The 22,922-nt window shown below is 72.1% G+C and carries 16 protein-coding genes and 2 pseudogenes; 14 read left to right on the top strand and 4 right to left on the bottom strand.

Annotation, left to right across the window (positions count from 1 at the left end):
• Positions 1-91: 91 nt before the first annotated feature.
• From ACZ4A5_RS10755 to ACZ4A5_RS10725, 7 genes and pseudogenes are all read left to right on the top strand, one after another.
• Positions 92-1,480, top strand: a pseudogene (locus ACZ4A5_RS10755) (DUF4192 domain-containing protein).
• Between the two features lie 98 nt (positions 1,481-1,578).
• The gene (locus ACZ4A5_RS10750) at positions 1,579-3,645 is read left to right on the top strand and encodes a glycogen debranching N-terminal domain-containing protein (RefSeq protein ID WP_467581071.1); all 2,067 of its coding nucleotides are present in this window, start codon (positions 1,579-1,581) and stop codon (positions 3,643-3,645) included.
• Positions 3,646-3,734: 89 nt separating this feature from the next.
• A complete protein-coding gene (locus tag ACZ4A5_RS10745) occupies positions 3,735-4,496 on the top strand; it encodes an NUDIX hydrolase (RefSeq protein ID WP_467581068.1) in 762 nt (253 codons plus the stop codon).
• A gap of 201 nt (positions 4,497-4,697) precedes the next feature.
• On the top strand, positions 4,698-6,533 hold the full coding sequence (locus ACZ4A5_RS10740; RefSeq protein WP_467581065.1) for an ABC transporter ATP-binding protein: 1,836 nt from the start codon (positions 4,698-4,700) through the stop codon (positions 6,531-6,533).
• Positions 6,534-6,695: 162 nt separating this feature from the next.
• Positions 6,696-7,634, top strand: a complete 939-nt coding sequence (locus ACZ4A5_RS10735) for a FadR/GntR family transcriptional regulator (RefSeq protein WP_467581061.1) — start codon at positions 6,696-6,698, stop codon at positions 7,632-7,634.
• Positions 7,635-8,064: 430 nt separating this feature from the next.
• Positions 8,065-9,612 carry an RNA polymerase sigma factor gene (locus ACZ4A5_RS10730; RefSeq protein ID WP_398873469.1) on the top strand — a complete coding sequence of 516 codons (1,548 nt, stop codon included), beginning with the start codon at positions 8,065-8,067 and terminating at the stop codon, positions 9,610-9,612.
• Between the two features lie 186 nt (positions 9,613-9,798).
• Positions 9,799-10,602, top strand: a pseudogene (locus ACZ4A5_RS10725) (S1 family peptidase); the annotation flags it as partial.
• A 327-nt stretch (positions 10,603-10,929) separates the two neighbouring features.
• Here ACZ4A5_RS10725 and ACZ4A5_RS10720 read toward each other — a convergent pair.
• Entirely contained in the window at positions 10,930-11,160 is a 231-nt protein-coding gene (locus tag ACZ4A5_RS10720; protein WP_030260793.1) for a DUF7455 domain-containing protein, read from the bottom strand.
• Between the two features lie 433 nt (positions 11,161-11,593).
• On the opposite strand from ACZ4A5_RS10720, the gene ACZ4A5_RS10715 reads away from it, so the two are divergent.
• The 4 genes from ACZ4A5_RS10715 (at position 11,594) to ACZ4A5_RS10700 (ending at position 16,559) form a co-directional block, all read left to right on the top strand.
• Complete coding sequence (locus tag ACZ4A5_RS10715) at positions 11,594-13,714, top strand: DNA gyrase/topoisomerase IV subunit B (RefSeq protein ID WP_467581056.1); 2,121 nt, start codon at positions 11,594-11,596, stop codon at positions 13,712-13,714.
• A 298-nt stretch (positions 13,715-14,012) separates the two neighbouring features.
• The gene (locus tag ACZ4A5_RS10710) at positions 14,013-14,501 is read left to right on the top strand and encodes a DUF1453 domain-containing protein (protein WP_467581052.1); all 489 of its coding nucleotides are present in this window, start codon (positions 14,013-14,015) and stop codon (positions 14,499-14,501) included.
• Positions 14,502-14,535: 34 nt separating this feature from the next.
• On the top strand, positions 14,536-15,693 hold the full coding sequence (locus ACZ4A5_RS10705; RefSeq protein ID WP_467581253.1) for a sensor histidine kinase: 1,158 nt from the start codon (positions 14,536-14,538) through the stop codon (positions 15,691-15,693).
• Between the two features lie 191 nt (positions 15,694-15,884).
• On the top strand, positions 15,885-16,559 hold the full coding sequence (locus ACZ4A5_RS10700; protein WP_467581250.1) for a response regulator: 675 nt from the start codon (positions 15,885-15,887) through the stop codon (positions 16,557-16,559).
• Between the two features lie 33 nt (positions 16,560-16,592).
• Here ACZ4A5_RS10700 and ACZ4A5_RS10695 read toward each other — a convergent pair whose 3' ends face one another.
• Both ACZ4A5_RS10695 and ACZ4A5_RS10690 read right to left on the bottom strand, forming a co-directional pair.
• Positions 16,593-17,270: a response regulator gene (locus tag ACZ4A5_RS10695; protein ID WP_467581049.1), complete on the bottom strand. Its 678-nt coding sequence runs from the start codon at positions 17,268-17,270 to the stop codon at positions 16,593-16,595.
• The gene (locus ACZ4A5_RS10690) at positions 17,271-18,875 is read right to left on the bottom strand and encodes a sensor histidine kinase (RefSeq protein WP_467581046.1); all 1,605 of its coding nucleotides are present in this window, start codon (positions 18,873-18,875) and stop codon (positions 17,271-17,273) included.
• A gap of 237 nt (positions 18,876-19,112) precedes the next feature.
• Here ACZ4A5_RS10690 and ACZ4A5_RS10685 point away from each other — a divergent pair, with 237 nt between their 5' ends.
• From ACZ4A5_RS10685 to ACZ4A5_RS10675, 3 genes are all read left to right on the top strand, one after another.
• On the top strand, positions 19,113-19,982 hold the full coding sequence (locus tag ACZ4A5_RS10685; protein ID WP_467581043.1) for an ABC transporter ATP-binding protein: 870 nt from the start codon (positions 19,113-19,115) through the stop codon (positions 19,980-19,982).
• Between the two features lie 4 nt (positions 19,983-19,986).
• Entirely contained in the window at positions 19,987-20,862 is an 876-nt protein-coding gene (locus ACZ4A5_RS10680) for an ABC transporter permease (RefSeq protein ID WP_467581247.1), read from the top strand.
• A 77-nt stretch (positions 20,863-20,939) separates the two neighbouring features.
• Positions 20,940-21,995 carry an ABC transporter substrate-binding protein gene (locus ACZ4A5_RS10675; protein WP_467581040.1) on the top strand — a complete coding sequence of 352 codons (1,056 nt, stop codon included), beginning with the start codon at positions 20,940-20,942 and terminating at the stop codon, positions 21,993-21,995.
• On the opposite strand, the gene ACZ4A5_RS10670 is transcribed toward ACZ4A5_RS10675, so the two are convergent.
• Positions 21,979-22,893, bottom strand: coding sequence for a sucrase ferredoxin (locus tag ACZ4A5_RS10670; protein ID WP_467581037.1), 915 nt, complete (start codon positions 22,891-22,893; stop codon positions 21,979-21,981). The genes ACZ4A5_RS10675 and ACZ4A5_RS10670 overlap by 17 nt on opposite strands.
• Between the last annotated feature and the right edge of the window lie 29 nt (positions 22,894-22,922).

The raw sequence follows: 22,922 nt of genomic DNA, 5'->3' as shown, positions 1-22,922 counted from the left end.
GAGGGGCACTGTCCACAAGATTCGTACGACAATATGCGGCGGTTATCCACAGGGCTGGTGGGCCGCCCCGCAGTCGCGGGACTCTCGGGCCATGACCAAGCACAGTGACTCAGCCCACCCGTTCTCCTCGTCGGCCGACGCGTCCGGCCCCACGGGCCCGCACGCGGAGCAGGAGGTCACCCTTCGCAGCCCCGCCGAACTGGCCGACGCCCTGCCGTATTTGCTGGGCTTCGTGCCCGACGACAGCGTCGTCATGGTCGCGCTCCACGGTCCGCGCGGCCGCTTCGGGGGCCGGCTCAGGCTCGGCATTCCCCACACCAGCGAGGAATGACCCGAGATCTGCGACCAGCTCGCGGAGACCCTCGTCACCGGAAGCAACAAGCGCGGAGCCCGTCCCGACGGCGTCGTCCTCTTCCTCTGCCAGGACCCGGCCTCGGGCGAGACAGCGCGGGAGGTGATGGAGCGACTGCGCCCGCTGGCCCGGTCACTGCACGACGCGTGCGGCCGGTTCGCCATGCCCGTGCACGAAGCGCTGTGCATCTCCGACGGCCGCTTCTGGTCCTACTGCTGTCCCGATCCGCGCTGCTGCCCCGACGACGGAACACCCCTCGCGACCCCCGGCACCTCGGTCATGGCGGCGGCCGCCACCTACGCCGGCATGGAGATGCGCGGCTCCCTCAGCCAGATGGAAGCGCGGTACGCAGCCCTCGCCGGAGCCCGTGCCGAGGAGCAGACGGAGGCGCTGGACGCGGCGGCGATGGCCCTGGTGCCCCGGATCCTCCGCGGTGCCGACTGCGAGACCGTGCGCCGGGAGACGCTGGATCTGATCCGGGCGGTCATGGGCAGGTTCCATGAGACCGCCGCGTTCGGCGGCCGAGCGGAAGCCGACGCCCGCGACGACACCCTTCTCACCGCTCAGGAAGCAGCGGCGATCATCATCGGATTGCAGGACCGCGTCACACGGGACCGCGCCGCGGAGTGGATGGAGGGCCCCGACCTGCCGGCCGCGCTGCGGCTCTGGCGCGCCCTCGCCCGCCGCTGCGTGCCTCCGTACGCCGAGCACGCCGCCGCCCCCGTCACCCTCGCGGGCTGGGTCGCCTGGTCGGCCGGCGACAAGCTCGAAGCCAGGGTCGCCCTCGGGCGGGCCCTCCGCCTCGATCCGGAATACCTCTTCGCCCAGCTCCTCCACCGAGCCTGCAACGAGGGCCTCGACCCCGAACCCCTGCGCCGTTGCCTGCGCGCGGAGCAGGCCGACCGCGCGCTGCGCCAGGCCGTCCAGGATGAGGAGAGCAGGGGAATCACCGCCGAGGCCAAGGCGGACGCCCCGCCCGCTGGCGGGGCGACGCGACGCCGGAGCAGGACGGTGAGGCCGACAGCGAACACCCGGCCCGGCGGACCGACCAGTCCCGCAGGAAGGGCGCGCACCCGGTGGACAGGGGGAGAGCAGGGCGCCCGCAGCGGCCAGGACCGCCCCCAGTGACCCCCGCGACAAAGGAGGTGCGTGCCCCGCACCGTGACTTCGGCAGGCCCGGCGCCGTTCATCCGGGTGGCCGCAAACGCTGTCCGTCGATCCGGTCCATGACACCCGCAGGGGAGTGCAGACAAGTGCAAGGCATCGTCCCCCATGGTCAGCCGACCCGCCGCCCCGCACCGCCCCCACGCACCGGTGCACTCCGTGCCCACGGCCCGCAGCCCGTCCACTCGGCGCTCATCTGTGTAGCGCTGCCTGCCCTCGCCATCTCCGGCGAGCACGGGCAGATGACCGGTCAGGGCCTCGACGGCTTCTACCGGGGCGGCAGGCGGCTCCTCGCCCGGTGCCTCGTACGGGTAGGGGGCTCCGAGCCACTGCCTGTGCAGGGGCGGCTGCTCGCCGCCGACCGTGCCCGCTTCGTGGGAACGGTGCGGACCGCCGCCGACTCCGGGCCCGATCCGGCCGTCACCGTCGAACGGCTGCGCATGGCGGAGGGCGTCGAGCGCATCATCCTGCGCAGCACCGCCGTCCGCCCCCTGAGCCTCCGGGTGGAGGTGTCGCTGGGCACCGACCTGGCCGAACTGGGCGCGGTAGCGGCTGGCCTGACCGGAGCCGAAGTCCCCGCCGCCGTGCATGGCTCCGGGCTGCGGTGGTCGGTGCCCGGCTCCCAGTCAGCGGTCATGGCCGACCCTCCGCCGGATGACACCCTGGCCTCCGCGGGACTGCTGTGCTGGGACGTCGACGTGGCCCCGGGGAGCAGCCGGAGCATCGAGCTGCGGGTGCTCGCGGAGCAGCACGGCGCAATGCGCTCGCCCGAGGCATCGGCATCCTGGGGCAGAACGGGCGCGGCCTGCTGGGGCGACGCGCAGGCGGACGGTGATGATCCACGAGCTGGGAGCCTGCTCGCCGCCGCCCTGGACGATCTCCGCGCCCTGCTGGTACGCGACCCCGCGTACCCAGGGGACGCCCACCTCGCCGCGGGAGTCCCCTGGCGCTGCGGCCTCGCTCCCGCCGAGGGGCTGTGGGCGGCCCGTATGACGCTGCCGCTCGGCGTCCGACTGGCGGCGGGCACGCTGCGCGCCCTGGCGCGCACCCAGCTCCCCGGCCCCGGCCCGGACGGCGGCCGTATCCCTGGCGCGCTGCGCCACGCGGGAGCGCACCTGCCCCCGGGGTGCACGAGCATCGAGGCCACCCTGCTGTTCCCCGTCGTGCTCGCCGAGGCCAGGAGGTGGGGACTGCCCGACCGGGAGACGGAAGGGCTGCTGCCCGCCGCCGAGCGGTGCCTGGGATGGCTGCGCACGGCAGCGGGCGACGACGGATACCTCGCCGACCCCCTGCCCCGGGGCCCGTACCGCTGCGAAGTGCAGGCCCACGCGCACAGGGCCGCCCTCCTGGGCGCGGAGCTGCTGGAGGCCTACGGCAGGCCCGGAGCCGAGAGCTGGCGGAGCTGGGCGGCCGGACTGCGCCGGCGGTTCCGTGAGGACTTCTGGATGGAGGACCGGGGTGGTGGCCGTCCGGCCGCCGCCCTCACCCCCGAGGGGCGGCGGATACCGCACTTGGGGAGTGCCGCCGCTCATCTCCTCGACACGGGCCTGCTCGGAGCCGGGGTGTACGCCCCGGGGCTCCTCGACAAGGTGCAGACCGAGCAACTGGCCCGGCTGCTCGGCGGGCCCGCGCTCGACTCGGGCTGGGGTTTGCGCAGCCTGGGGGCGAAGGAGCCCGGACACAATCCGTTCGGGCACCGCAGCGGCGCCGTGCGCGTGCACGAGACCGCGGTCGCGGTCTCGGGACTGGCGGCGGCGGGCTATGAGAGAGAAGCAGGCGCACTGCTGCGTGGCGTGGTCGACGCGGCTGATGCCTTCGGTCACCGTCTGCCGGAGATGTACGCGGGGGAGCAGCGCACCACTGGCAGCATGCCGCTGCCGCACCCGGCGGCTTGTCGGCCGGCCGCCGTCGCGGCTGCTGGTGCGGTGCAGTTGCTGACCGCGCTCGCCGGTGTCCGTCCCGACGTGCCTGCCGGATCCGTGGCGGTCCGGCCGCTCCAGACCGCGCCGCTCGGTGCCTTGCGGTTCACCGGGTTGCGTATCGCCGAGCAGCCGTTCGCCGTGCGGATCAGCAGGATGGGGCTCGGCATGGTCGAGGAAGCGCCTGACGGCCTGCAGCTCGGAGTGTGAGAGTGACGCGCGTGAGGGTGTCCGAGGGGGCGCGTCCGGTCCGTCCGCAAGACCCTGTTTATCGTCAAGCAGACGACTATGATCGCGGCATGCCCTACGACCCGTCGGCCTTTCCGCCCTTCGCTGTCACCGTCGACCTGGTCGTGCTCACGGTGCGTCGCCACGCCCTGTGCGCCCTGGCCGTCCGCCGCGGCGAGCCCCCGTACCAGGGCCGTTGGGCACTGCCTGGCGGTTTCGTCCGGGGTGACGAAGACCTGGCGACCGCCGCCGCCCGGGAGCTGGCCGAGGAGACGGGGCTGCATGCCCACGACCCGGCGGGGCCCGCATTCGCCAACGCCGCCCATCTCGAACAGCTCGCCACCTACGGCGACCCCAAGCGCGATCCTCGCATGAGGGTGGTCAGCGTGGCGCACCTCGCGCTGGCCCCCGACCTGCCCGCTCCGCGGGCCGGCGGTGACGCGCACAGCGTGCGCTGGGCGCCCGTGGAGGATCTGCTCGACCAAGAGGTGGCCCACGGCCGCGACGGCGAGCAGGCGGCCCCGCTGGCCTTCGATCACGCCCGTATCCTCGCGGACGGCGTCGAGCGCGCCCGCTCCAAGATCGAATATTCCTCGCTGGCCACTGCCTTCTGCCCGCAGGAATTCACCGTCGGCGAGCTGCGCCGGGTGTACGAGGCGGTGTGGGGCGTCGCCCTGGACCCGCGCAACTTCCATCGCAAGGTCACGGGCACGCCGGGCTTCCTCGTGCCCACAGGGGGGACGACGACCCGTCAGGGAGGGCGTCCGGCGCAGCTCTTCCGGGCCGGCGGGGCCACGGTGCTTAACCCGCCGATGCTGCGGCCGGAGGCGTAGGGGCGGCTCGCTCCCGCGGCGGGACACGGGAGGCCCGCGGTCGGCATTGCGGACCAATTCGGGCATATCGGGTTACGGTGCTGCCGTACGCCAAAGCGACTTCGCGTGCTGTGCGATCCCCCGGATCCGTTCGGTCCCGGGTCGCTCCGGTCCGGTCGCCGGCCGCGCCGCCGAGCCGTCTCACGCCCTGCGGGAGAAGCCATGATCCAGGCCATCGGACTGACGAGCACTCCCCGCCGCGACCAGCCTCCCGCCGTCGACGACATCACCTTCGAGGCGCGCCCCGGGCGGGTGACCGTGCTCCTCGGGGCGGAAGGCGCGGGCAAGACCAGCACTCTGCGTCTCATGCTGCGGCTCGACCCCGGCCGCGGCGTCGCCCTCTTCCGCGGCCGCACCCTCGACCGCGTCGCTCACCCCATGCGGGAGATCGGGGTGCTCCTCGGTGACGTCCCCGGCCATCCCGCCCGCACCGCACGGAGCCACCTGCGCATGCTCAGCGCGGCGGCCGGCGTGCCCGTACGCCGCGCCGACGAGGTGCTGGAGGTCGTGGGGCTCACCGGCCTCGCTGATCAGCGCCTCGACGCCTTCTCCCGCGGCATGGACCGCCGCCTGGGCCTCGCCGCCGCGCTGCTCGGCGATCCGCACACCCTGGTCCTCGACGAGCCCGCGTACGAGCTCTCCCCCCGCGAGACCGCATGGCTCCACGGAGTGCTGCGCGGCTTCGCCGAGCAGGGCGGCGCCGTCCTCGTCACCTCCCGCGACGCCTCCGAGGCCGCCCGCATCGCACACCAGGTCGTCACCATCGACCGGGGGCGCCTCGTCGCCGACCAAGAGGCGGCCGCCTTCGCCCGTACGCGGCTCCGCCCCCGCGTCGTGGTGCGGTCGCCGCTCGCACCCCGCCTCGCCCACCTCCTGGAGGCCGAGGCCGACGCCGAGGAGATGCCCCCGGGAGAGCCGCCCATGGAGGTCGTGCACGAGGGCGGCGGCAGGCTGTCGGTCTACGGCAGCAGTTGCGCGGTCGTCGGGGAGACCGCCTACCGGCACGGCATCCTCGTCCACCGGCTGACCGAGGAGACCGGTGACACTGGGCCCGTGACGCCCTTGTCGCGTGCCGACGGCCGCCGGGGCGGCCCCGCCCCCGAGGCGGCTCCGCAGGAAGCTCCGTCCGATACCGCGTCCGGTGAAGAGCCGAGGGAGCGCGGCACCGGGGCAGCGTCAGGCCCGACAGTCCGGCCCGTCATCGTGCCCCGCCCGCTGCCGCGCCTCCCGGCCCCCGACCCCGTCTGGCCCCTGCGGTACGAACTGCGCCGCGCGACAGGGGTCCCGACCGGCTGGATCGTGACGGCCGCCACCCTCGGCGTCTCCCTCCTGGCCGCCGTGCTGCTGGCCCGCACCGGAGCCCCGGAGCCACGCCTGTTCACCGGCTGGCCGAGCCTGCTGCCCCTGCCCCCGGCGGCGTTCGGCGCCGGACTCATCGGAGCGCTCTCATTCGGCCAGGAGTTCCGCTACCCCGCGCTGGCGCCGGACCAGGGCACCGTCCCCCGCCGTCTCGGACTGCTCGGGGCCAAGCTCGCGGTCACCGGTGCGGCCGCCGTGCTCCTCGCGCTTGTCGCGGTGCTGCTCGACGCGGTCGTGGTGCGGCTGCTCTACGGCGACGACGCGGTCGTCGCCCCCGCGGGCTGGGCCGTCGGGCTCGCGGGCTGCGCCTGCCTGGCCCTCGGCTGCGCGTGGGCCGGCCTCCTCGCCGGCGGGCTGTTCCGCTCCACCGCTCTGGGGCTGGTCGCGGTGCTGGCGGTGCCGACCCTCGTGATGCCGCTCCTCGGCAGCGTGCTGGCCGAGCCCGCGGCCCGGTCCCTCATCGGACTTCCCGAGCGGCTGCGCGCCGCCGCGGTCGTCCAGTGGCCGTCCGAGATGGACACCGGAATCTCGGCGGCCTTGCAGTTGGTGTCCCAGCCCGTCGGCTGGGCGCTCGCGTTGTCACTCGCGGGGTTGCTCGGTGCGTATGTCCTCACCGTGTTCCGAGGGGGCCCGCGATGACGGCGCGCGCCGGGGTGCTCATGCCGCCGTGCTCACGCTCCGGAATCCAGACTGGCGCCAGGCGCTGATGTCGTCACGCTCCGCATTCACGCCACCCCGGAGAGTGCCCGGTTCTGTCCATTTGGTCGTCAATTGTGAGGTAATGGGCGATCACCCTTTCGTGTGCTTTTCACCAAAGACCTCAAGGGACTTCGAGGTGTCGCCGACAAAGGAGGCGTGAGTACCCTTGCGCACACCATGATGACCGCGGCTCGCCCCGCCGACACCGGCCTCACAGGCCCGGGCGAGCTTGACCGTTACCCCTACGCGGAGACCCCAGGGGTCGACCGCGGGGCCTCGCCTGCCTGGGACGGCGAGGCGGAGCTGAGCCGGGCAGGCCGCCGCGCGGCCGGCAGTCGCGGCCGAGGGCTGCACGGCCAGCTCGTCCAGCAGCTCGGCCAGATGATCGTCTCCGGTGATCTGGGAGCCGACCGTCCGCTCGTCCCCGAGGAGATCGGCCAGCGGTTCGAGGTCTCCCGCACCGTCGTCCGCGAGTCCCTGCGCGTCCTCGAGGCCAAGGGCCTGGTCAGCGCACGCCCCAACGTCGGCACCCGGGTCCGCCCCGTCAGCGACTGGAACCTGCTCGACCCCGACATCATCGAGTGGCGGGCCTTCGGCCCCCAGCGCGAGGATCAGCGCCGCGAGCTCAGCGAGCTCCGCTGGACCATCGAGCCGCTCGCCGCCCGGCTCGCCGCCGGACACGGGCGCGAGGACGTCCAGCAGCGCCTCGCCGACATGGCCGAGATCATGGGGCACGCGCTGGCGCAGGGTGACTCGCTCACCTTCTCGCGCGCCGACTCCGAGTTCCACTCGCTGCTGCTCCAGGTCGCGGGGAACCGCATGCTGGAGCACCTCGCCGGCATCGTCTCCTCCGCCCTGCACGTCTCGGGCGCGCCCTCGGCCGGCTGTGACCGCCCCACGGAAGCGGGCGTGGGCCATCACCTCCGGATCGTCGACGCCGTGGGCGCGGGGGACGCCGCCGGGGCGGAAGCCGCGATGCGTCAACTGCTCGTCGCCCACCCGGACGTCGAGCGCGTGGTGCCGGCCCCTCGCGAGCACTGACCGCGCGGAAGAGCGGAACGGCGCCGGCGGGTCGCACGGACGGGGCCGCATGCGCGAGACCGTGCCCACGGCTCGCGCGTACGGCCGCTCGTCCGGGTCGCCCGCGCGAGCCGTTGTGGACGAACGGCACATGGCGCCCCCGGAACTCGGGCGGGGGCGCATCGGGGTGTTCTGTCCGCTGAAGTGGCCTTATATCCCTTATGGGGTGTGACTCGGGCCACGAGGATTGGGCGTAACGCTCTTTGAGGCAGTGCGATGACTAAAGAGGTGGCAGCCGCGGAAGGAATACGGGCCTCGTTCGAGGCGCTGAGTCCCTCTGCATTCACCACCCGCGCCGCCGGTTCATCCTTGCCGGCGGTCGTCGGAACCGGGTCCTCGTCCAGAGGGGGCCGGGACCGAAAGCCGTTTCCATCGTTCCGAGAGGTTGTTCGTGTCGGCCAGCACATCCCGTACGCTCCCGCCGGAGATCGCCGAATCCGAGTCTCTGATGGCGCTCATCGAGCAGGGAAAGGCCGAGGGGCAGATCGCCGGCGACGACGTGCGTCGGGCCTTCGAGGCTGACCAGATTCCGCCAACCCAGTGGAAGAATGTTCTGCGCAGCCTCAACCAGGTCCTCGACGAGGAGGGTGTGACGCTGATGGTCAGTGCCGCCGAGGCGCCCAAGCGCACCCGCAAGAGCGTCGCAGCGAAGAGCCCGGCGAAGCGCACCGCCACCAAGGCCGTGGCGTCCAAGACGGTCACGGCACGCCAGACCGCGTCCGCGACGTCCGCCCCGGACGCGTACGGCGACGATGACGATGCCGTGGGCTCGCCCGTGAAGAAGGCCGCCACCAAGAAGGCGGCGGCAAAGAAGACGGTGGCCAAGAAGGCCGCCGTGAAGAAGACGGCGGCCAAGAAGACCGCCTCCAAGAAGGACGCCGACGAGCTGCTCGAGGATGAGCTCGTCGACGAGACCCCCACCCCGGGCAAGGGTGGCGAGGAAGAGGACGAGACCGGCGAGAACAAGGGCTTCGTCCTGTCCGACGAGGACGAGGACGACGCGCCCGCGCAGCAGGTCGCGGTGGCCGGTGCCACCGCCGACCCGGTCAAGGACTACCTCAAGCAGATCGGTAAGGTCCCCCTCCTCAACGCCGAGCAGGAGGTCGAGCTCGCCAAGCGCATCGAGGCGGGCCTGTTCGCCGAGGACAAGCTCGCGAACTCCGACAAGCTCGCGCCCAAGCTCAAGCGTGAGCTGGAGATCATCGCCGAGGACGGGCGCCGCGCCAAGAACCACCTGCTGGAGGCCAACCTCCGACTCGTGGTCTCCCTGGCCAAGCGCTACACCGGCCGCGGCATGCTCTTCCTGGACCTCATCCAGGAGGGCAACCTCGGTCTGATCCGCGCCGTCGAGAAGTTCGACTACACCAAGGGTTACAAGTTCTCGACGTACGCGACCTGGTGGATCCGCCAGGCCATCACGCGCGCGATGGCCGACCAGGCCCGCACCATCCGTATCCCGGTGCACATGGTCGAGGTCATCAACAAGCTCGCGCGTGTCCAGCGCCAGATGCTCCAGGACCTGGGCCGCGAGCCCACCCCGGAGGAGCTGGCCAAGGAGCTCGACATGACCCCCGAGAAGGTCATCGAGGTCCAGAAGTACGGCCGTGAGCCGATCTCCCTCCACACCCCCCTGGGTGAGGACGGCGACAGCGAGTTCGGTGACCTCATCGAGGACTCCGAGGCGGTCGTGCCCGCCGATGCCGTCAGCTTCACCCTCCTCCAGGAGCAGCTGCACTCCGTCCTGGACACGCTCAGCGAGCGTGAGGCGGGCGTCGTCTCGATGCGCTTCGGTCTCACCGACGGTCAGCCGAAGACCCTCGACGAGATCGGCAAGGTCTACGGGGTGACGCGTGAGCGCATCCGTCAGATCGAGTCGAAGACGATGTCGAAGCTGCGTCACCCGTCCCGCTCCCAGGTCCTGCGCGACTACCTGGACTGACGGACGAACCCGTCGAATCAGCAGGTCCCGAAGGCCCCGGGCCTCCCTCGTGGAGGCGCCGGGCCTTCGGGCTTTCCGTGCGACGGGGTGCGAATTCGGAGTACGCCCGTCCGGCTTCGGGATGCGGTGATCGGCGCGCGGGTTGACCCTGGGTGTGCAAGGAACTCCGCACCGTCAGGAGACCGCATGCGTTCCCTGAGCTATCCGCTGGCCGGCGCCGTCGCGCTGCTGCTCGCGGTCCCCGCTCCGGCAGCGGCGGACCGGGGGGTCATCGGTGGACAGTCCGTGCGAGCCTCGGACGCGCCCTGGGCCGTGGCTCTGGCGAGCCGCCAGCGGTTCGGGGTCGCCCGGTCGGGACAGTTCTGCGGCGGCGTCGTGGTGGGCCCCAGGACGGTCGTCACGGCGGCGCACTGCCTGAGCCACGAAGTGCTCGGCATGGACGTGAGCGAGGCGAAGGACCTCCGGATCATCAGCGGCCGGGACGATCTGCGCGGAGTGTCCGGCTTCGAGCTGGAGCTCCGCGACACCTGGGTCAATCCGGGGTACGACGCCGGTACCAACGCGGGCGATGTCGCCGTGCTCACCCTGAAGGAGCCGGTGCCCGGGGGGCGCGTCCTCCCGATGGCGCAGTCGGGCGACTCGGTGTACCGGACGGGCACGCCGGCCATGGTCTACGGGTGGGGCGACGTGTACGGCGACGGCACCTACTCGGAGACGCTCCGTACCGCCAAGCTGCTCGTGCTGGACGACGCTCTGTGCGAGCGGGCGTACCCGGGGAGCGCGGAGGGCGTCTACCGCCGGGGTTCGATGCTGTGCGGCGGGCTGCCGGACGGCGGCAAGGACGCCTGTCAGGGCGACAGCGGCGGGCCGCTGGTCGCGCGGGGGAGGCTGATCGGGCTGGTGTCCTGGGGCAGCGGTTGCGCCCAGAAGGGTCATCCAGGGGTCTATACGCGCATCTCGGCGGTCAAGTCGCTGGTGGCGGCACGTGTGGCCGAAGGGGCGAAGCAAGCCGCTCCAGCCGCCGCTCAGGCGGTCGAGCCGCCCCTCCGCACGGCGGCCCCGGAGCGCACCGGGACTCCGGCGCCGCCCCCGACCCTCCAGCAGCTCGTGTCGCGGGCTGTCCCGAGGGGCGTGCGCCACCACCTCAGGGCGCGGCCGGGAAGGCGGCGGTGAGGCCGTGGAGAGACCCGGTGGAGTGTGTGCGGACACGAGAGCGGGCGACCTCCCCCGTGGGGGTGGCCGCCCGCCGCTGCCCGGCCCTGGATGGCCGGACCTCGCTCGTCGTCGGATGCGATGTGTCAGCGTTCCATTGCGGACTCAACGGTCCTCGTCGGACGCGGACGCCGGAGAGGCGGTGAGCCGCTCCGTCTCGTCCTGTATCTCCGCGGCGATCTTCTTGAGTTCTGGCTCGAACTTACGCCCGTGGTGGGCGCAGAAGAGCAGTTCGCCGCCGCTCATGAGAACGACGCGCAGGTAAGCCTGAGCGCCGCACCGGTCGCAGCGGTCAGCGGCCGTCAGCGGGCTCGCGGGGGTCAGAACAGTAGTCACGTCGCCTCTTCTCTAGCTCGACGAGCTGTCGTACCAGGGTCAACATCCAACCAGGCCGAAAACGTTCCCGCTCGCGGCTTTTCCTCGAAAGTTCCTTCCGAGTGGGCCAGATCTTGACGGTTGGCGGCGAATGAGCCGTATTGCGTGGGCTTACGGTTTCACGTCGCTGGGGTCTTTGGTCCTGCCCGGCCGGCTTGCCGGGTTGTTCTTGAGGACGTGCCCGGAGCCTAAATGGTTCATGCCTCCAAGGGAACGTGATGTGCACGTCACTCCAACGAGTCATCGAACGTGTGATCGACTCTGGACTAGCATGGGCATTCCTACGGGTGGCTGCGCAAAGGCTCTACCAGGCCTCGGTACCCTCTGAACGGCGACCGAGCCATGACCGCGCCCGACCGGGGCCGAAAAAGAAATTCAGCGAGGAGCGAACCGCGTGACCGCCGATATGTCCGTGCCGTCCACTGCGTTGCTGACCGGGGCAGACCGGGACGGATCCAACTACACCGCGCGGCACCTGCTCGTCCTCGAGGGGCTCGAGGCCGTTCGCAAGCGGCCCGGTATGTATATCGGCTCCACCGACAGCCGCGGCCTGATGCACTGCCTCTGGGAGATCATCGACAATTCCGTCGATGAGGCTCTGGGCGGATTCTGCGACCGGATCGACGTGATCCTCCACGACGACGGCTCGGTGGAGGTCCGGGACAACGGCCGCGGCATCCCCGTGGACGTCGAGCCCAAGACCGGGCTGTCCGGTGTCGAGGTCGTGATGACCAAGCTGCACGCGGGCGGCAAGTTCGGCGGCGGCTCGTACGCCGCCTCCGGTGGTCTGCACGGCGTGGGCGCCTCCGTCGTCAACGCGCTCTCCGCCCGGCTGGACGTGGAGGTGGACCGGAACAGCCGGACCCACGCGATCAGCTTCCGGCGCGGCGTGCCCGGCATCTTCACCGAGTCCGGCCCGGACGCCCCCTTCGACCCGGCCAACGGCCTCCTGAAGGGCAAGAAGGCCCCCAAGGCCCGCACCGGCACCCGTATCCGCTACTGGGCGGACCGCCAGATCTTCCTCAAGGACGCGAAGCTCTCCCTGGAGACGCTGTACGGCCGCGCGCGGCAGACTGCCTTCCTGGTGCCGGGGCTGACCATCGTCGTCCGTGACGAGCGGGGCCTCGACGGCGCGGACAGCACCGAGGAGACGTTCCGCTACGACGGCGGCATCAGTGAGTTCTGCGAGTACCTCGCGCAGGACAAGGCCGTGTGCGACGTGCTGCGGCTGAGCGGCCAGGGCACCTTCAAGGAGACCGTGCCGGTCCTCGACGACCGCGGGCACATGACCCCGACCGAGGTCACCCGCGAGCTCGGCGTGGACATCGCGCTCCGCTGGGGCACGGGTTACGACGCGACGGTGAAGTCCTTCGTCAACATCATCGCCACCCCCAAGGGCGGCACGCATGTGACCGGATTCGAGCGGTCGATCACCAAGACGGTCAATGAGGTGCTCCGTTCGTCGAAGCTCCTGCGGGTCGCCGAGGACGACGTCGTCAAGGACGACGCCATGGAGGGCCTCACGGCCGTCGTGACGGTCCGCCTGGCGGAACCGCAGTTCGAGGGGCAGACCAAGGAGGTCCTGGGCACCTCGGCCGCCTCCCGGATCGTGGCGAACGTCGTCGCCAAGGAGCTCAAGGCGTTCCTGGTCTCCACCAAGCGCGACGCCAAGCAGCAGGCGCGGGCCGTGCTGGAGAAGATCGTCGCCGCGGCCCGTACGCGCATCGCCGCCCGGCAGCACAAGGAGGCCCAGCGGCGGAAGACGGCCCTGGAGTCCTCCTCGCTGCCGGCCAAGCTCGCCGACTGCCGCAGTGACGACGTCGAGCGCAGCGAGCTGTTCATCGTCGAGGGCGACTCGGCGCTCGGCACGGCGAAGCTGGCCCGGAACTCCGAGTTCCAGGCGCTGCTGCCGATCCGCGGCAAGATCCTCAATGTCCAGAAGTCGTCGGTCTCCGACATGCTCAAGAACGCCGAGTGCGGCGCGATCATCCAGGTGATAGGAGCGGGGTCCGGCCGGACCTTCGACATCGACGCGGCGCGCTACGGCAAGGTGATCTTCCTCGCCGACGCCGATGTGGACGGCGCGCACATCCGCTGCCTGCTGTTGACCCTCTTCCAGCGCTACATGCGGCCCATGGTGGAGGAGGGGCGGGTCTTCTCGGCGGTGCCGCCGCTGCACCGGGTGGAGCTGACCCAGCTCAAGAAGGGGCAGGACAAGTACATCTACACCTACTCCGACAGCGAGCTGCGGGAGACGCTGCTGGAGCTGGAGCGGAAGAACGTCCGCTACAAGGAGGGCATCCAGCGCTACAAGGGTCTCGGTGAGATGGACGCCGACCAGCTCGCGGAGACCACGATGGACCCGCGCCACCGCACCCTGCGGCGCATCAACATCAGCGACCTGGAAGCGGCGGAGCGTGCTTTCGACCTCCTGATGGGCAACGAGGTCGCCCCCCGCAAGGAGTTCATCACCAACTCCGCCGCCACGCTGGACCGCTCGCGCATCGACGCCTGACGCGTCGGCGAGTGACGCACCGCCGCCTGTCAGCACCCCTTCCTCCGACAGGCGTTGTGGCAGCGCCCGCGCGTCCGCCGGGATCGACGCGGTAGTGGTCCGGCGGCCGCTGCGGCGCCGGAGGCCCGTGCGCCGGCACGGAGCCTCCACCCCTGGGTGGAGAGCGGCCTCCACCCGAGCCTCCACCCAGGCTCCACCCGAAGCCCACCCGTGAGCCGATCCCGGCCGCGAGCCGGATCCGTAGCGTCGGATGCGTTGAATCGTTCGCGCTCGTCCACGCTCCGCGGAGGCTTGTCCCATGTCCGGCTTTTTCGATGTCGCAGTGATCGTCGCGGTCTGCGCGATCGTGCTCGTCCGGCAGACGAGGCCGCGCAGGGTGGCGGACGATGCCCGGCGCTGGTGGCTGCTTCCCGCGGTGCTCGTCGTCGTGGCCGTCCGGCAGCCGGGGCTGATCGACGCCGGGCATCGCGCCGCGTCCGTGGGTCTGCTCGCCGGCGGTGTGCTGGCGGGGCTCGCCACCGGCGCCGCGTGGGCCTGGACCACCCGAATATGGTCCGACGAATCCGGGGCCCTCTGGGCCCGGGGCGGCAAGGCCACGGCCGCGATATGGCTCGGCGGGGCGGCCCTGCGCGTCGCGCTCTACGGTCTGGGTGCGCTGGCCGGGGTCCACCAGGGCGGCGCCGCGACGATGATGACCGTCGCGGCCGTGCTCCTGGCCCGCTCCGGGGTGCTGGCCCACCGGGCCCAGGGCTTCCGCCCGGCGTACGGTGTCCCTGCCGGTGGCTGAGGCTCGAGTCGCGGCGGAGGGACACCACGTGCCGATGGAGAACTGGACCGAGTGGCCGGCCCGTGAGGCGCTTTCGCGGATGGGAGTGCCACGGCGGCGCCAGGTCATGGGCTGGGTGGTACGGCTCGGCCTGCTCGGCCTGGTCCTGTGGGGGGTGCTGAGCGATCACCTGCTGCACGGGTGGGGATTCGTCGCCCTGGCCGTCGGCCTGATCGTCTGCGTCGTCGGGGTCCGGGTCTACTACGGCACGACGCTCGCCCAGCGGCTGTGGCCGTCCCTGGGGGTGCTGGCGGTGCTGTACGCGGTCGGTACGGCATCCCAGGCGGCGGGGGTGCACACGCCGGCCGCGGTGCTCTGGTGCCTGTGCGCGCTCGTCGCGATGGAGCGGCTCCCGATGCTCTACGGGGTGGGCGTCTCCGTGGTCGCCATGGGGTCGTACGCCCTGGCGAGCACGGACCGACCGACGGTGGCCGCGCTGACGGCGCTGGGGCTGCCCGTCCTGGGGTACGCGCTGCGGCTGGACGAGGAGGCGCGGGGGGCCGGGTTCCGGCTGCTGGCGCAGGAGCGGGCGGCCCGCCGGGCGGAGGCCGAGTCGGCGGCCCTCGCCGAGCGGGCCCGGATCGCCCGGGAGATCCACGACGTGCTCGCCCACAGCCTCTCCGCGCAGATGGTGCACCTGGAGGCGGCGCGGCTGCTCATCGAGAGAGGGGAAGACCGGCAGCGGATCCTGGAGCGGGTGGTGGCGGCCCGGGGCATGGCGCGCGAGGGGCTGGCCGAGACGCGGCAGGCGCTCTCCGCGCTGCGCGGCGAGATGTCCCGAGTCGAGGACTTCCTCAGGGACGCGTCCGCGTCCGAAGGGGCGCGCTTCGAAGTGGTGGGGGAGCCCAGGGGCCTGCCGGCGGAGGCCGGGCTGACGGTGCGCAGGGTCGCCCAGGAGGCGCTGACCAATGTCCGCAAGCACGCGCCCGGTGCGGATGTGCGGGTGAGGTTCACCTATCTGGAGGGACAGGTGGAGCTGTGGGTCCGTGACGGGGGCGGGCATGTGGATTCCGGTGACCTCGCGGCGTCCGGTGCCGGGTACGGTCTGCTGGGGATGCGCGAGCGCGCCGAGTTGCTCGGCGGCACGCTGGAGGCCGGACCGGCCGGACCTGGGCAGGAGGGCTTTGTGGTGCGTTTGCGGGTGCCGGCATGACGGACGGCGCGATCGGTGGCGAGGGGGCGGGCGGCGGGGGAGGAGCGAGCGGTCCTCAGGCCGCGCCGGGTGCGGGCGGGGAAGGGAGTGCGGGAGCTCCGGGCTCGGCCGGGGCGGGCGGCGCCGAAGTCCGTGATGTGGCGCGGGTCGTGGTGGCTGACGACCAGACCGTGGTGCGCGAGGGGATCGTGATGCTGCTCGGGCTGCTGCCGGGGATCGAGGTCGTGGGGGCGGCGGCCGATGGCCATGAGGCGGTGCGGCTGGTGGCCGAACTCGCCCCCGATGTGGTGCTGATGGACCTGAGGATGCCGCGGTGCGACGGCGTGGAGGCGACGCGGCGGATTCGCGACGAGCATCCCTCGACCCAGGTCGTGATCCTCACCACCTACGGCGACGACGACTCGCTCTTTCCCGCGCTCAGGGCCGGAGCGCGCGGGTATCTCACCAAGGATGCCGGCGGGGAGGAGATCGTGCGGGCGGTGCGGCATGTGATGTCGGGGGAGGCGGGGCTTTCGCCCAACATCCAGCGGCGGTTGCTGGAGCGGCTCTCCGTGTCCGGGGAGCAAGGCTCACCGGAGCGTACGGCCGGGGCGGGGCCGTCGCCCCTGGGCGGATCCCCCCAGGGCGTGCCGCCGCGCCGGGAGTTGCCGGACGGGCTGACGGCGCGTGAGGCGGAGGTGCTGTCCTTGGTCGCCGAGGGGCTGTCCAACGCCGAGATCGCCCGCCGGTTGCATGTCAGCACGGCGACGGTGAAGACGCACATCAACAACCTCTTCGCCAAGACGGGGGTGCGGGACCGCGCGCAGGCCGTGCGGTATGCCTTCCGCTACGGGATCGTGGTGCCGCCCGATCCGCGCCGGAGCTGACGTGAGGTCAATTGGAATGTGGGGCCCGCGTGCTCAGCGGGTCGTCCAGGCGTAGCGGTGTTCCGGGCGGCCGGTCTCGCCGTATTTGAGGGTGAGATGGAGTCTGCCGGACTCCTCCAGGCGTTTGAGGTAGCGCTGGGCGGTGGAGCGGCTCAGGCCCGCGCGGGTGGCGACCTCGTGGGCCGACAGCGGCCGCGCGGCGTCCGAGAGCACGCGGCGGATCAGTTCGGCGGTGGGCGCGGAGTGGCCCTTCGGCAAGGGGGCGCTGGTGGCCGCGGTGCGCAGGGTGCCGAAGATGCGGTCGACCTGGTCCTGGCCGGCCTCGTGCGCGTCGTCGAGAGTCCGGCGCAGCTGGGCGTACGCCTCCAGTTTCACCCGCAGCCCCGGGAAGGTGAACGGCTTGACCAGGTATTGCAGGGCGCCGAAGCACATCGCCGCCTGCACGGTCGCGACGTCCCGGGAGGCCGTCACCATGATCACGTCGGTGAGGTGACCGCGCTGGCGCATCCGGCGCACCAGACAGAGCCCTGTCTCGTCGGGCAGGAAGTGGTCCAGGAGCATCAGGTCGATGCCTCCCTGTTCGAGCACGGCCAGGGCCTGCGCCGCGGTGTGGACCTTGGCGGCGACATGGAAGCCGGGCACGCGCGCGACATACGCGGCGTTGATCTCGGCGACGCGGAAATCGTCGTCCACCACCAGGACCTCGATCATTTACTTCACCCCTTCGAGTGAGCGCACTGCCTCGGGCAACTCCACGGTGAACACCGCGCCGCCGCCTTCCCGTTCGTCCGCCCGCGCCGATCCTCCGTAGCGCTCGGCCAGCCTTCTGACGAGGGAGAGGCCGAGTCCGCGGCGGCGGTGCGGGGGCGGTTCCTTGGTGGACCAGCCGTCGGCGAAGACGAGTTCCCGGTCGGCGGCGGGTACCCCTGGTCCGTTGTCGGTGACCCGCACGATCAGCGCGGCGCCCACCGTCCGCAGCTCCACTTCCACGAACGGTTCTCCGCCGGCCCGGCCGGCGGTCGCGTCCAGCGCGTTGTCGACGAGGTTGCCCAGGACGGTGACCAGGTCGCGGGGGTCGACCACCCGGTCGGGCAGCCGGGTGCGCGGGCTCACCCGCAGTGCCACGCCGCGCTCGGCCGCGACCGCGCTCTTGCCCACCAGCAGCGCGCCGACCAGCGGATCGCGCACCCGCTCGGCGACCTGCTCGGCCGTGGCCCGGTGCGCGCCCGTCACCTCTGCCAGGAACTCGGCTGCCTCGTCGTAGAGTTCCAGCTCCAGCAGGCCGACCAGGGTGTGCAGCCGGTTGGCGTGCTCGTGGTCCTGCGCGCGCAGCGCGTCGGTCAGGCCGCGGGTGCCGTCGAGCTCCCGGCGGAGCTGCTCCAGTTCGGTGCGGTCGCGCAAGGTGGCCACGGTGCCCCCGTCGGCGGTGTCCATCCGGTTGGCGACCAGGACCCGCCCGTCCCGGACGGTGAGCAGGTCGGTGCCCGTCACCCGCCCGGCCAGCACGTCCGTGGTCCGGCCGGGTGGCAGGACGCTGTCCAGCGGCTGCCCGGTCGCGTCCGGCCCGAGCCCGAGCAGCCGCTGGGCCTCGTCGTTGACGAGCCGTACGCGGCCGTGCCGGTCGAGGGCCACCACGCCCTCGCGGATGCCGTGCAGCATCGCCTCGCGCTCGTCCAGCAGGGCGGATATCTCGGTGAGCGCGATGCCGCGGGTGCGCTTGCGCAGCCGCCGGGAGACGGCGAGCGCCGCCAGCGCCCCGGCCCCGAGGGCGGCACCCGCGTACAGCAGGATGCCCGGCACCGCGTGGACCAGCAGCGCGTGCACATTGTCGTAGGCGATGCCGACGGAGACGGCGCCGACGACGGCGCCCTCGCTGTCGCGCAACGGCACCTTGCCGCGCGCCGAGCGGCCGAGGGTGCCCTTGGCGATCCCCTTCCACTCCTGCCCGCTCAAGACCTTGCCCGGGTCGGTGCTGACCCGCTCGCCGATCCGGGTGGGCGAGGGGTGGGAGTAGCGGGTGCCCTGGAGGTCGACGACCACCACATAGCTGGCGCCCGTGGCCAGCCGGATGCGTTCGGCCGCCGTCTGCACGGGCCCCTGCGGGGTGGGCAGTCCGGCCAGCAGTTCACGGGCGATGCCGGGCTGGGCGGCGGTGGCCTGCGCTATGGCCAGCGCCTGCCGCTCGGCCTGGTCGTCCAGCTGGGCGCCGAGGGGTGCGAGGAAGAGCCCGGCGGCCAGCCCGGTCACCCCGGTGATGATCAGCAGTTGGGCGAGCAGCACCTGAGCGAAGACACGGCGGGGCCACCGGGGGCGCATAGGGGTCCCTTTCGTTTTCGTCCTGCGCTGCCACCAGAACGTAGCCGGACGACCGGCCAGTGGCCGGTTCCGTAGCGCTTTCGTTGTTCTACCGCGAGCAAAACGAGCAGAACAGGGTTCGTGCCCTCAAGTCGCACAGCGCTCACAAGGCTGTCTGCGCGGGGCGCGCCGCGCCTACCGTCCAGCACCGCCCCGAGGGACCGCGGGGCGGACGAGCCGGGCACAGGAGGCGCCACGATGAACAGCGGGACGACCGACGACGCTACCCCCAGCGGGACTCCACCGGGCCGGTATCCGGCCATCGAGCTGCGCGGCGCCACCAAGGTGTTCCGCACCCCTTCCGGCGCGGCGCACACGGCCGTGCGCGATCTCGACCTGACCGTCGAGCGCGGCGAGTTCGTGGCCGTGGTGGGCCCCACCGGCTGCGGGAAGTCGACTACCCTCACCCTGGTCAGCGGGCTGGAGGAGCCGTCCGAGGGCGAGGTGCTCATCGACGGCGCACCCGTGACCGGGATCCGGCCGGAGGTCGGGTTCGTCTTCCAGCAGGACGCGGTGTTCCCCTGGCGCACGGTCCTGTCCAATGTGATGGCCGGCCCGCGCTTCCGTGGCGTGCCCAAGGCGGAGGCGCGCGAGCGGGCCCTCGACTGGCTCGGCCGGGTCGGTCTCGCGGCCTTCGCCGACCGCTATCCGCACCAGCTCTCCGGCGGCCAGCGCAAGCGCGTGGCGCTGGCCCAGACCTTTGTCGGCGATCCCTCGATCCTGCTGATGGACGAGCCGTTCTCCGCGCTCGACGTGCAGACCCGCGCGCTGATGTCGGACGAGCTCCTGGAGCTGTGGGGCGGTGGACGGCCCGGCGGAACGGCCGCGTCCGTCGTCTTCGTCACCCATGACCTGGAGGAGGCCATCGCGCTGGCCGACAAGGTGGTCGTGATGACCGCCGGCCCGGCCACCGTCAAGGAGGTCTTCCCCGTCCGGCTGCCGCGGCCCCGGAAGGTCGAATCCATCCGTCTGGAGGCGGAGTTCGTCGAGATCTACCGCGAGATCTGGTCCTCGCTCGGCGAAGAGGTCCGCATCACACGGGAGAGGGGTGCAGGGCGTGTCGCATGAGTCGATTCCGTCCCGTTCCGCCGTCGTCCCCGCCGCGCCGGCCGCGCCGAAGAGCGCGACGGGCCGTACGGAGGCCCGGGCCAGGGCCGCCCGGCACCGGAAGCTGCTGGTCCTCGCCGTGCGGGTGCTGCTGCTCGCCGTCGTGCTCGGGGCCTGGGAACTGATGGCCCGTCAGAAAATTATCGACCCCTTCAACTTCTCGATGCCGTCGGAGATCTGGGACCAGATCGTGCAGTGGACCGCCCATGGCACCGCCCAGGGCTCGCTCGGCGAGCAGATCTGGTACACGCTCTACGAGGCCCTGTTCGGCTGGGTCATCGGCGTGACGGGCGGTGTGGCGCTCGGCATCGCGCTCGGCCGGGTGCGTTTCCTGGCCGACGTCCTCGGCCCGTACATCAAGATCCTCAACGCGCTGCCGAGGATCGTCCTCGCGCCCATCTTCCTCATCTGGTTCGGCCTGGGCCCTGCCTCCAAGGTCGCCTCGGCCGTGGTGCTGGTCTTCTTCCCCGTCTTCTTCAACGCGTTCCAGGGGGCGCGGGAGGTGGACCGCAACCTCGTCGCCAACGCCCGGATCCTGGGCGCGAGCAACCGCCGGGTGACCCTTCAGGTCGTCGTCCCGTCCGCCACCTCCTGGATCTTCACCAGCCTCCATGTGAGCTTCGGGTTCGCGCTGATCGGAGCCATCGTCGGCGAGTACATCGGGGCGACGAAGGGGATCGGGCTGCTCGTCTCCAACGCGCAGAACACGTTCAACTCGGCCGGGGTGTACGCGGCGATGGTCATCCTCGCGGTGGTCGCGCTGCTGGCGGAAGGGCTGCTGACCTTCGCGGAGCGGCGGCTGTTCCGGTGGAAGGCCGGCCGGCCGGGGGCCGACGGCTGAGGCCGCGCCGGGCGCCTGCGGGCCTGGCGTCCCGGGCCCTCGTCCCCCTCCACCCCTCACCCGAAGGATCACCCGTCATGCGTTCAACCAGCAGTAAGCGCCTCCGCTTCGCGGCCGCCGCCGTGGCCCTCGTGACCGTCCTCGCCGGCTGCGCCGACGAGGTGTCCGGAAACGGCGCGAACTCCGGCGGCGGCAAGACCTCCGGCAAGACCGTGAGGATCATGGTCGGCGGTCTCGACAAGGTCATCTATCTGCCGGCGGTGCTCACCCAGCGGCTCGGCTTCTTCCAGGAACAGGGTGTCGACGTCCAGCTCCTCACCGAACCGGCCGGAGTGCAGGCCACCACGGCCCTGGTCGCCGGCGAGGTGCAGGGCGTCGTCGGTTTCTACGACCACACCCTCGACCTCCAGGCGAAGGGGAAGCGGGTGGAGTCGGTGGTCCAGCTCGCCCGGACGCCGGGGGAGGTGGAGATCGTCTCGAAGAAGGCGGCGGGCGACCTCACCTCACCCGCGGACTTCAAGGGGAAGAAGCTGGGGGTCACCGGACTCGGCTCCTCCACCGACTTCCTGACGAAGTATCTGGCCGTGCGCAACGGTGTGAAGGTCAGTGATGTCACCCTGGTCGCCGTCGGCGCGGGCCAGACCTTCGTCTCCGCGCTCCAGCAGGGCTCCATCGACGGCGGGATGACCACCGACCCGACCGTGGCCCAGGTCCTCGCCCAGGGCACCGGCAAGGTGCTGATCGACCTGCGGACGCCCGAGGGCTCGCGGGCCGCGCTCGGCGGGCTCTACCCCGCGTCGAGCCTCTACATGAACACCTCGTGGGTCGACGGCCACAAGGAGACCACCCAGAAGCTCGCCAACGCCTTCGTGAAGACCCTGGCGTGGCTGGCCTCGCACAGTCCCGGGGAGATCGCCGCCAAGATGCCCGCCGACTACGCCAAGGGCGGCAAGGACCTCTACGTCCAGGCCGTCAAGAACACCCTGCCCATGTTCACCCGGGACGGGGTGATGCCCGACGACGGGCCGAGGACCGTGCACGACGTGCTCAAGGCGTTCAGCCCCACGATCCGCGACGCCGACATCGACCTGGAGAAGACCTACACCACGGAGTTCGTCAGGAAAGCGGGGTGACGGACACGACATCCATCCGGGCCGGGGTGCCGGGCGTCCGGCCGCAGCTCTCCGGGCGGGGCGGCTCGGCGGCACCCTGCCCGACGAGGACCCGCCAGGCCCGGCCGTCGGTGTGGGTGACGGTCACGGCCCAGCGCGCGGCCGGGCCGTCGGCGGGTCCGGAGCCGGACACGTCCAGGGCGTCCGCGCCCTCCTCTCCGGTGAGTTCGCGGACGGCCAGCTCGGCGGCCTGGGCGGGGCGCTCCCACGCGGAGCGGCCGCGGCACCCCTCCGTCACCACCCGGCCGTCACGCACGGCTTCGAGCACGTCCTTGACGCCGTGCGCGGTGACCTGCCCGTACGCGTAGCCGTAGGGAAGGACGAAGAGGGTCGGCGCGAAGCGGTGGCCACCGATGTGGGTGACCTCCCAGGTCTCGATCCCGCCCGCGCTGACCAGTTCGGCGGCGAGCGGCCTGCCGAGCAGGGCGCAGCAGCGGTCGCGCTTGCCGTTGGTGCAGACGAAGACCAGCGGGTCTCCGGCGTACGGCTCCCACAGCCCGCCGTGCTCGCCCGCGCCGAGCGCCGCGAGGTCCAGCTCCGTCAGCGCCGCCGGGTCGGTGAGCGCGGTGGTGCGGATCCAGGAGCGGCCCGGCGCCGTGTGGGCGATGAACACCCGCTGCGTCGTGGGCCGGTGGCAGTCCGCGTGGCGGCCGGGGCGCCGGATGAGGGCGATCCGCACACCGGTGCCTGCCGCGGCCTCTTCCAGGGCGCGGCCCACGGCGGGGTCGAGGTGGCTGGTGGCGAGTGCGTTCGCGCCCCAGGGGCCGGGCTGTTCGAGCAGCAGCCAGGTCCGGGCGGTGGCGGCGGTGCCGGCCAGGGGCTCGGAGAGTTGACGGGAGACGGTCGCGCACGTACTCACAAAGGTAAGCCTAACCTGCCTTTGCGGGG

This window comes from Streptomyces sp. NPDC025618 (genome assembly GCF_055558795.1).
This window is presented reverse-complemented; position numbering and strand designations above follow the sequence as displayed.

Coding starts and splice junctions, on each gene's coding strand:
- ACZ4A5_RS10685 (WP_467581043.1), top strand. CDS start 19,113: ATGAACAGCGGGACGACCGACGACGCTACCCCCAGCGGGACTCCACCG.
- ACZ4A5_RS10740 (WP_467581065.1), top strand. CDS start 4,698: ATGATCCAGGCCATCGGACTGACGAGCACTCCCCGCCGCGACCAGCCT.
- ACZ4A5_RS10675 (WP_467581040.1), top strand. CDS start 20,940: ATGCGTTCAACCAGCAGTAAGCGCCTCCGCTTCGCGGCCGCCGCCGTG.
- ACZ4A5_RS10705 (WP_467581253.1), top strand. CDS start 14,536: ATGGAGAACTGGACCGAGTGGCCGGCCCGTGAGGCGCTTTCGCGGATG.
- ACZ4A5_RS10750 (WP_467581071.1), top strand. CDS start 1,579: ATGACACCCGCAGGGGAGTGCAGACAAGTGCAAGGCATCGTCCCCCAT.
- ACZ4A5_RS10710 (WP_467581052.1), top strand. CDS start 14,013: ATGTCCGGCTTTTTCGATGTCGCAGTGATCGTCGCGGTCTGCGCGATC.
- ACZ4A5_RS10745 (WP_467581068.1), top strand. CDS start 3,735: ATGCCCTACGACCCGTCGGCCTTTCCGCCCTTCGCTGTCACCGTCGAC.
- ACZ4A5_RS10695 (WP_467581049.1), bottom strand. CDS start 17,270: ATGATCGAGGTCCTGGTGGTGGACGACGATTTCCGCGTCGCCGAGATC.
- ACZ4A5_RS10700 (WP_467581250.1), top strand. CDS start 15,885: ATGCTGCTCGGGCTGCTGCCGGGGATCGAGGTCGTGGGGGCGGCGGCC.
- ACZ4A5_RS10690 (WP_467581046.1), bottom strand. CDS start 18,875: ATGCGCCCCCGGTGGCCCCGCCGTGTCTTCGCTCAGGTGCTGCTCGCC.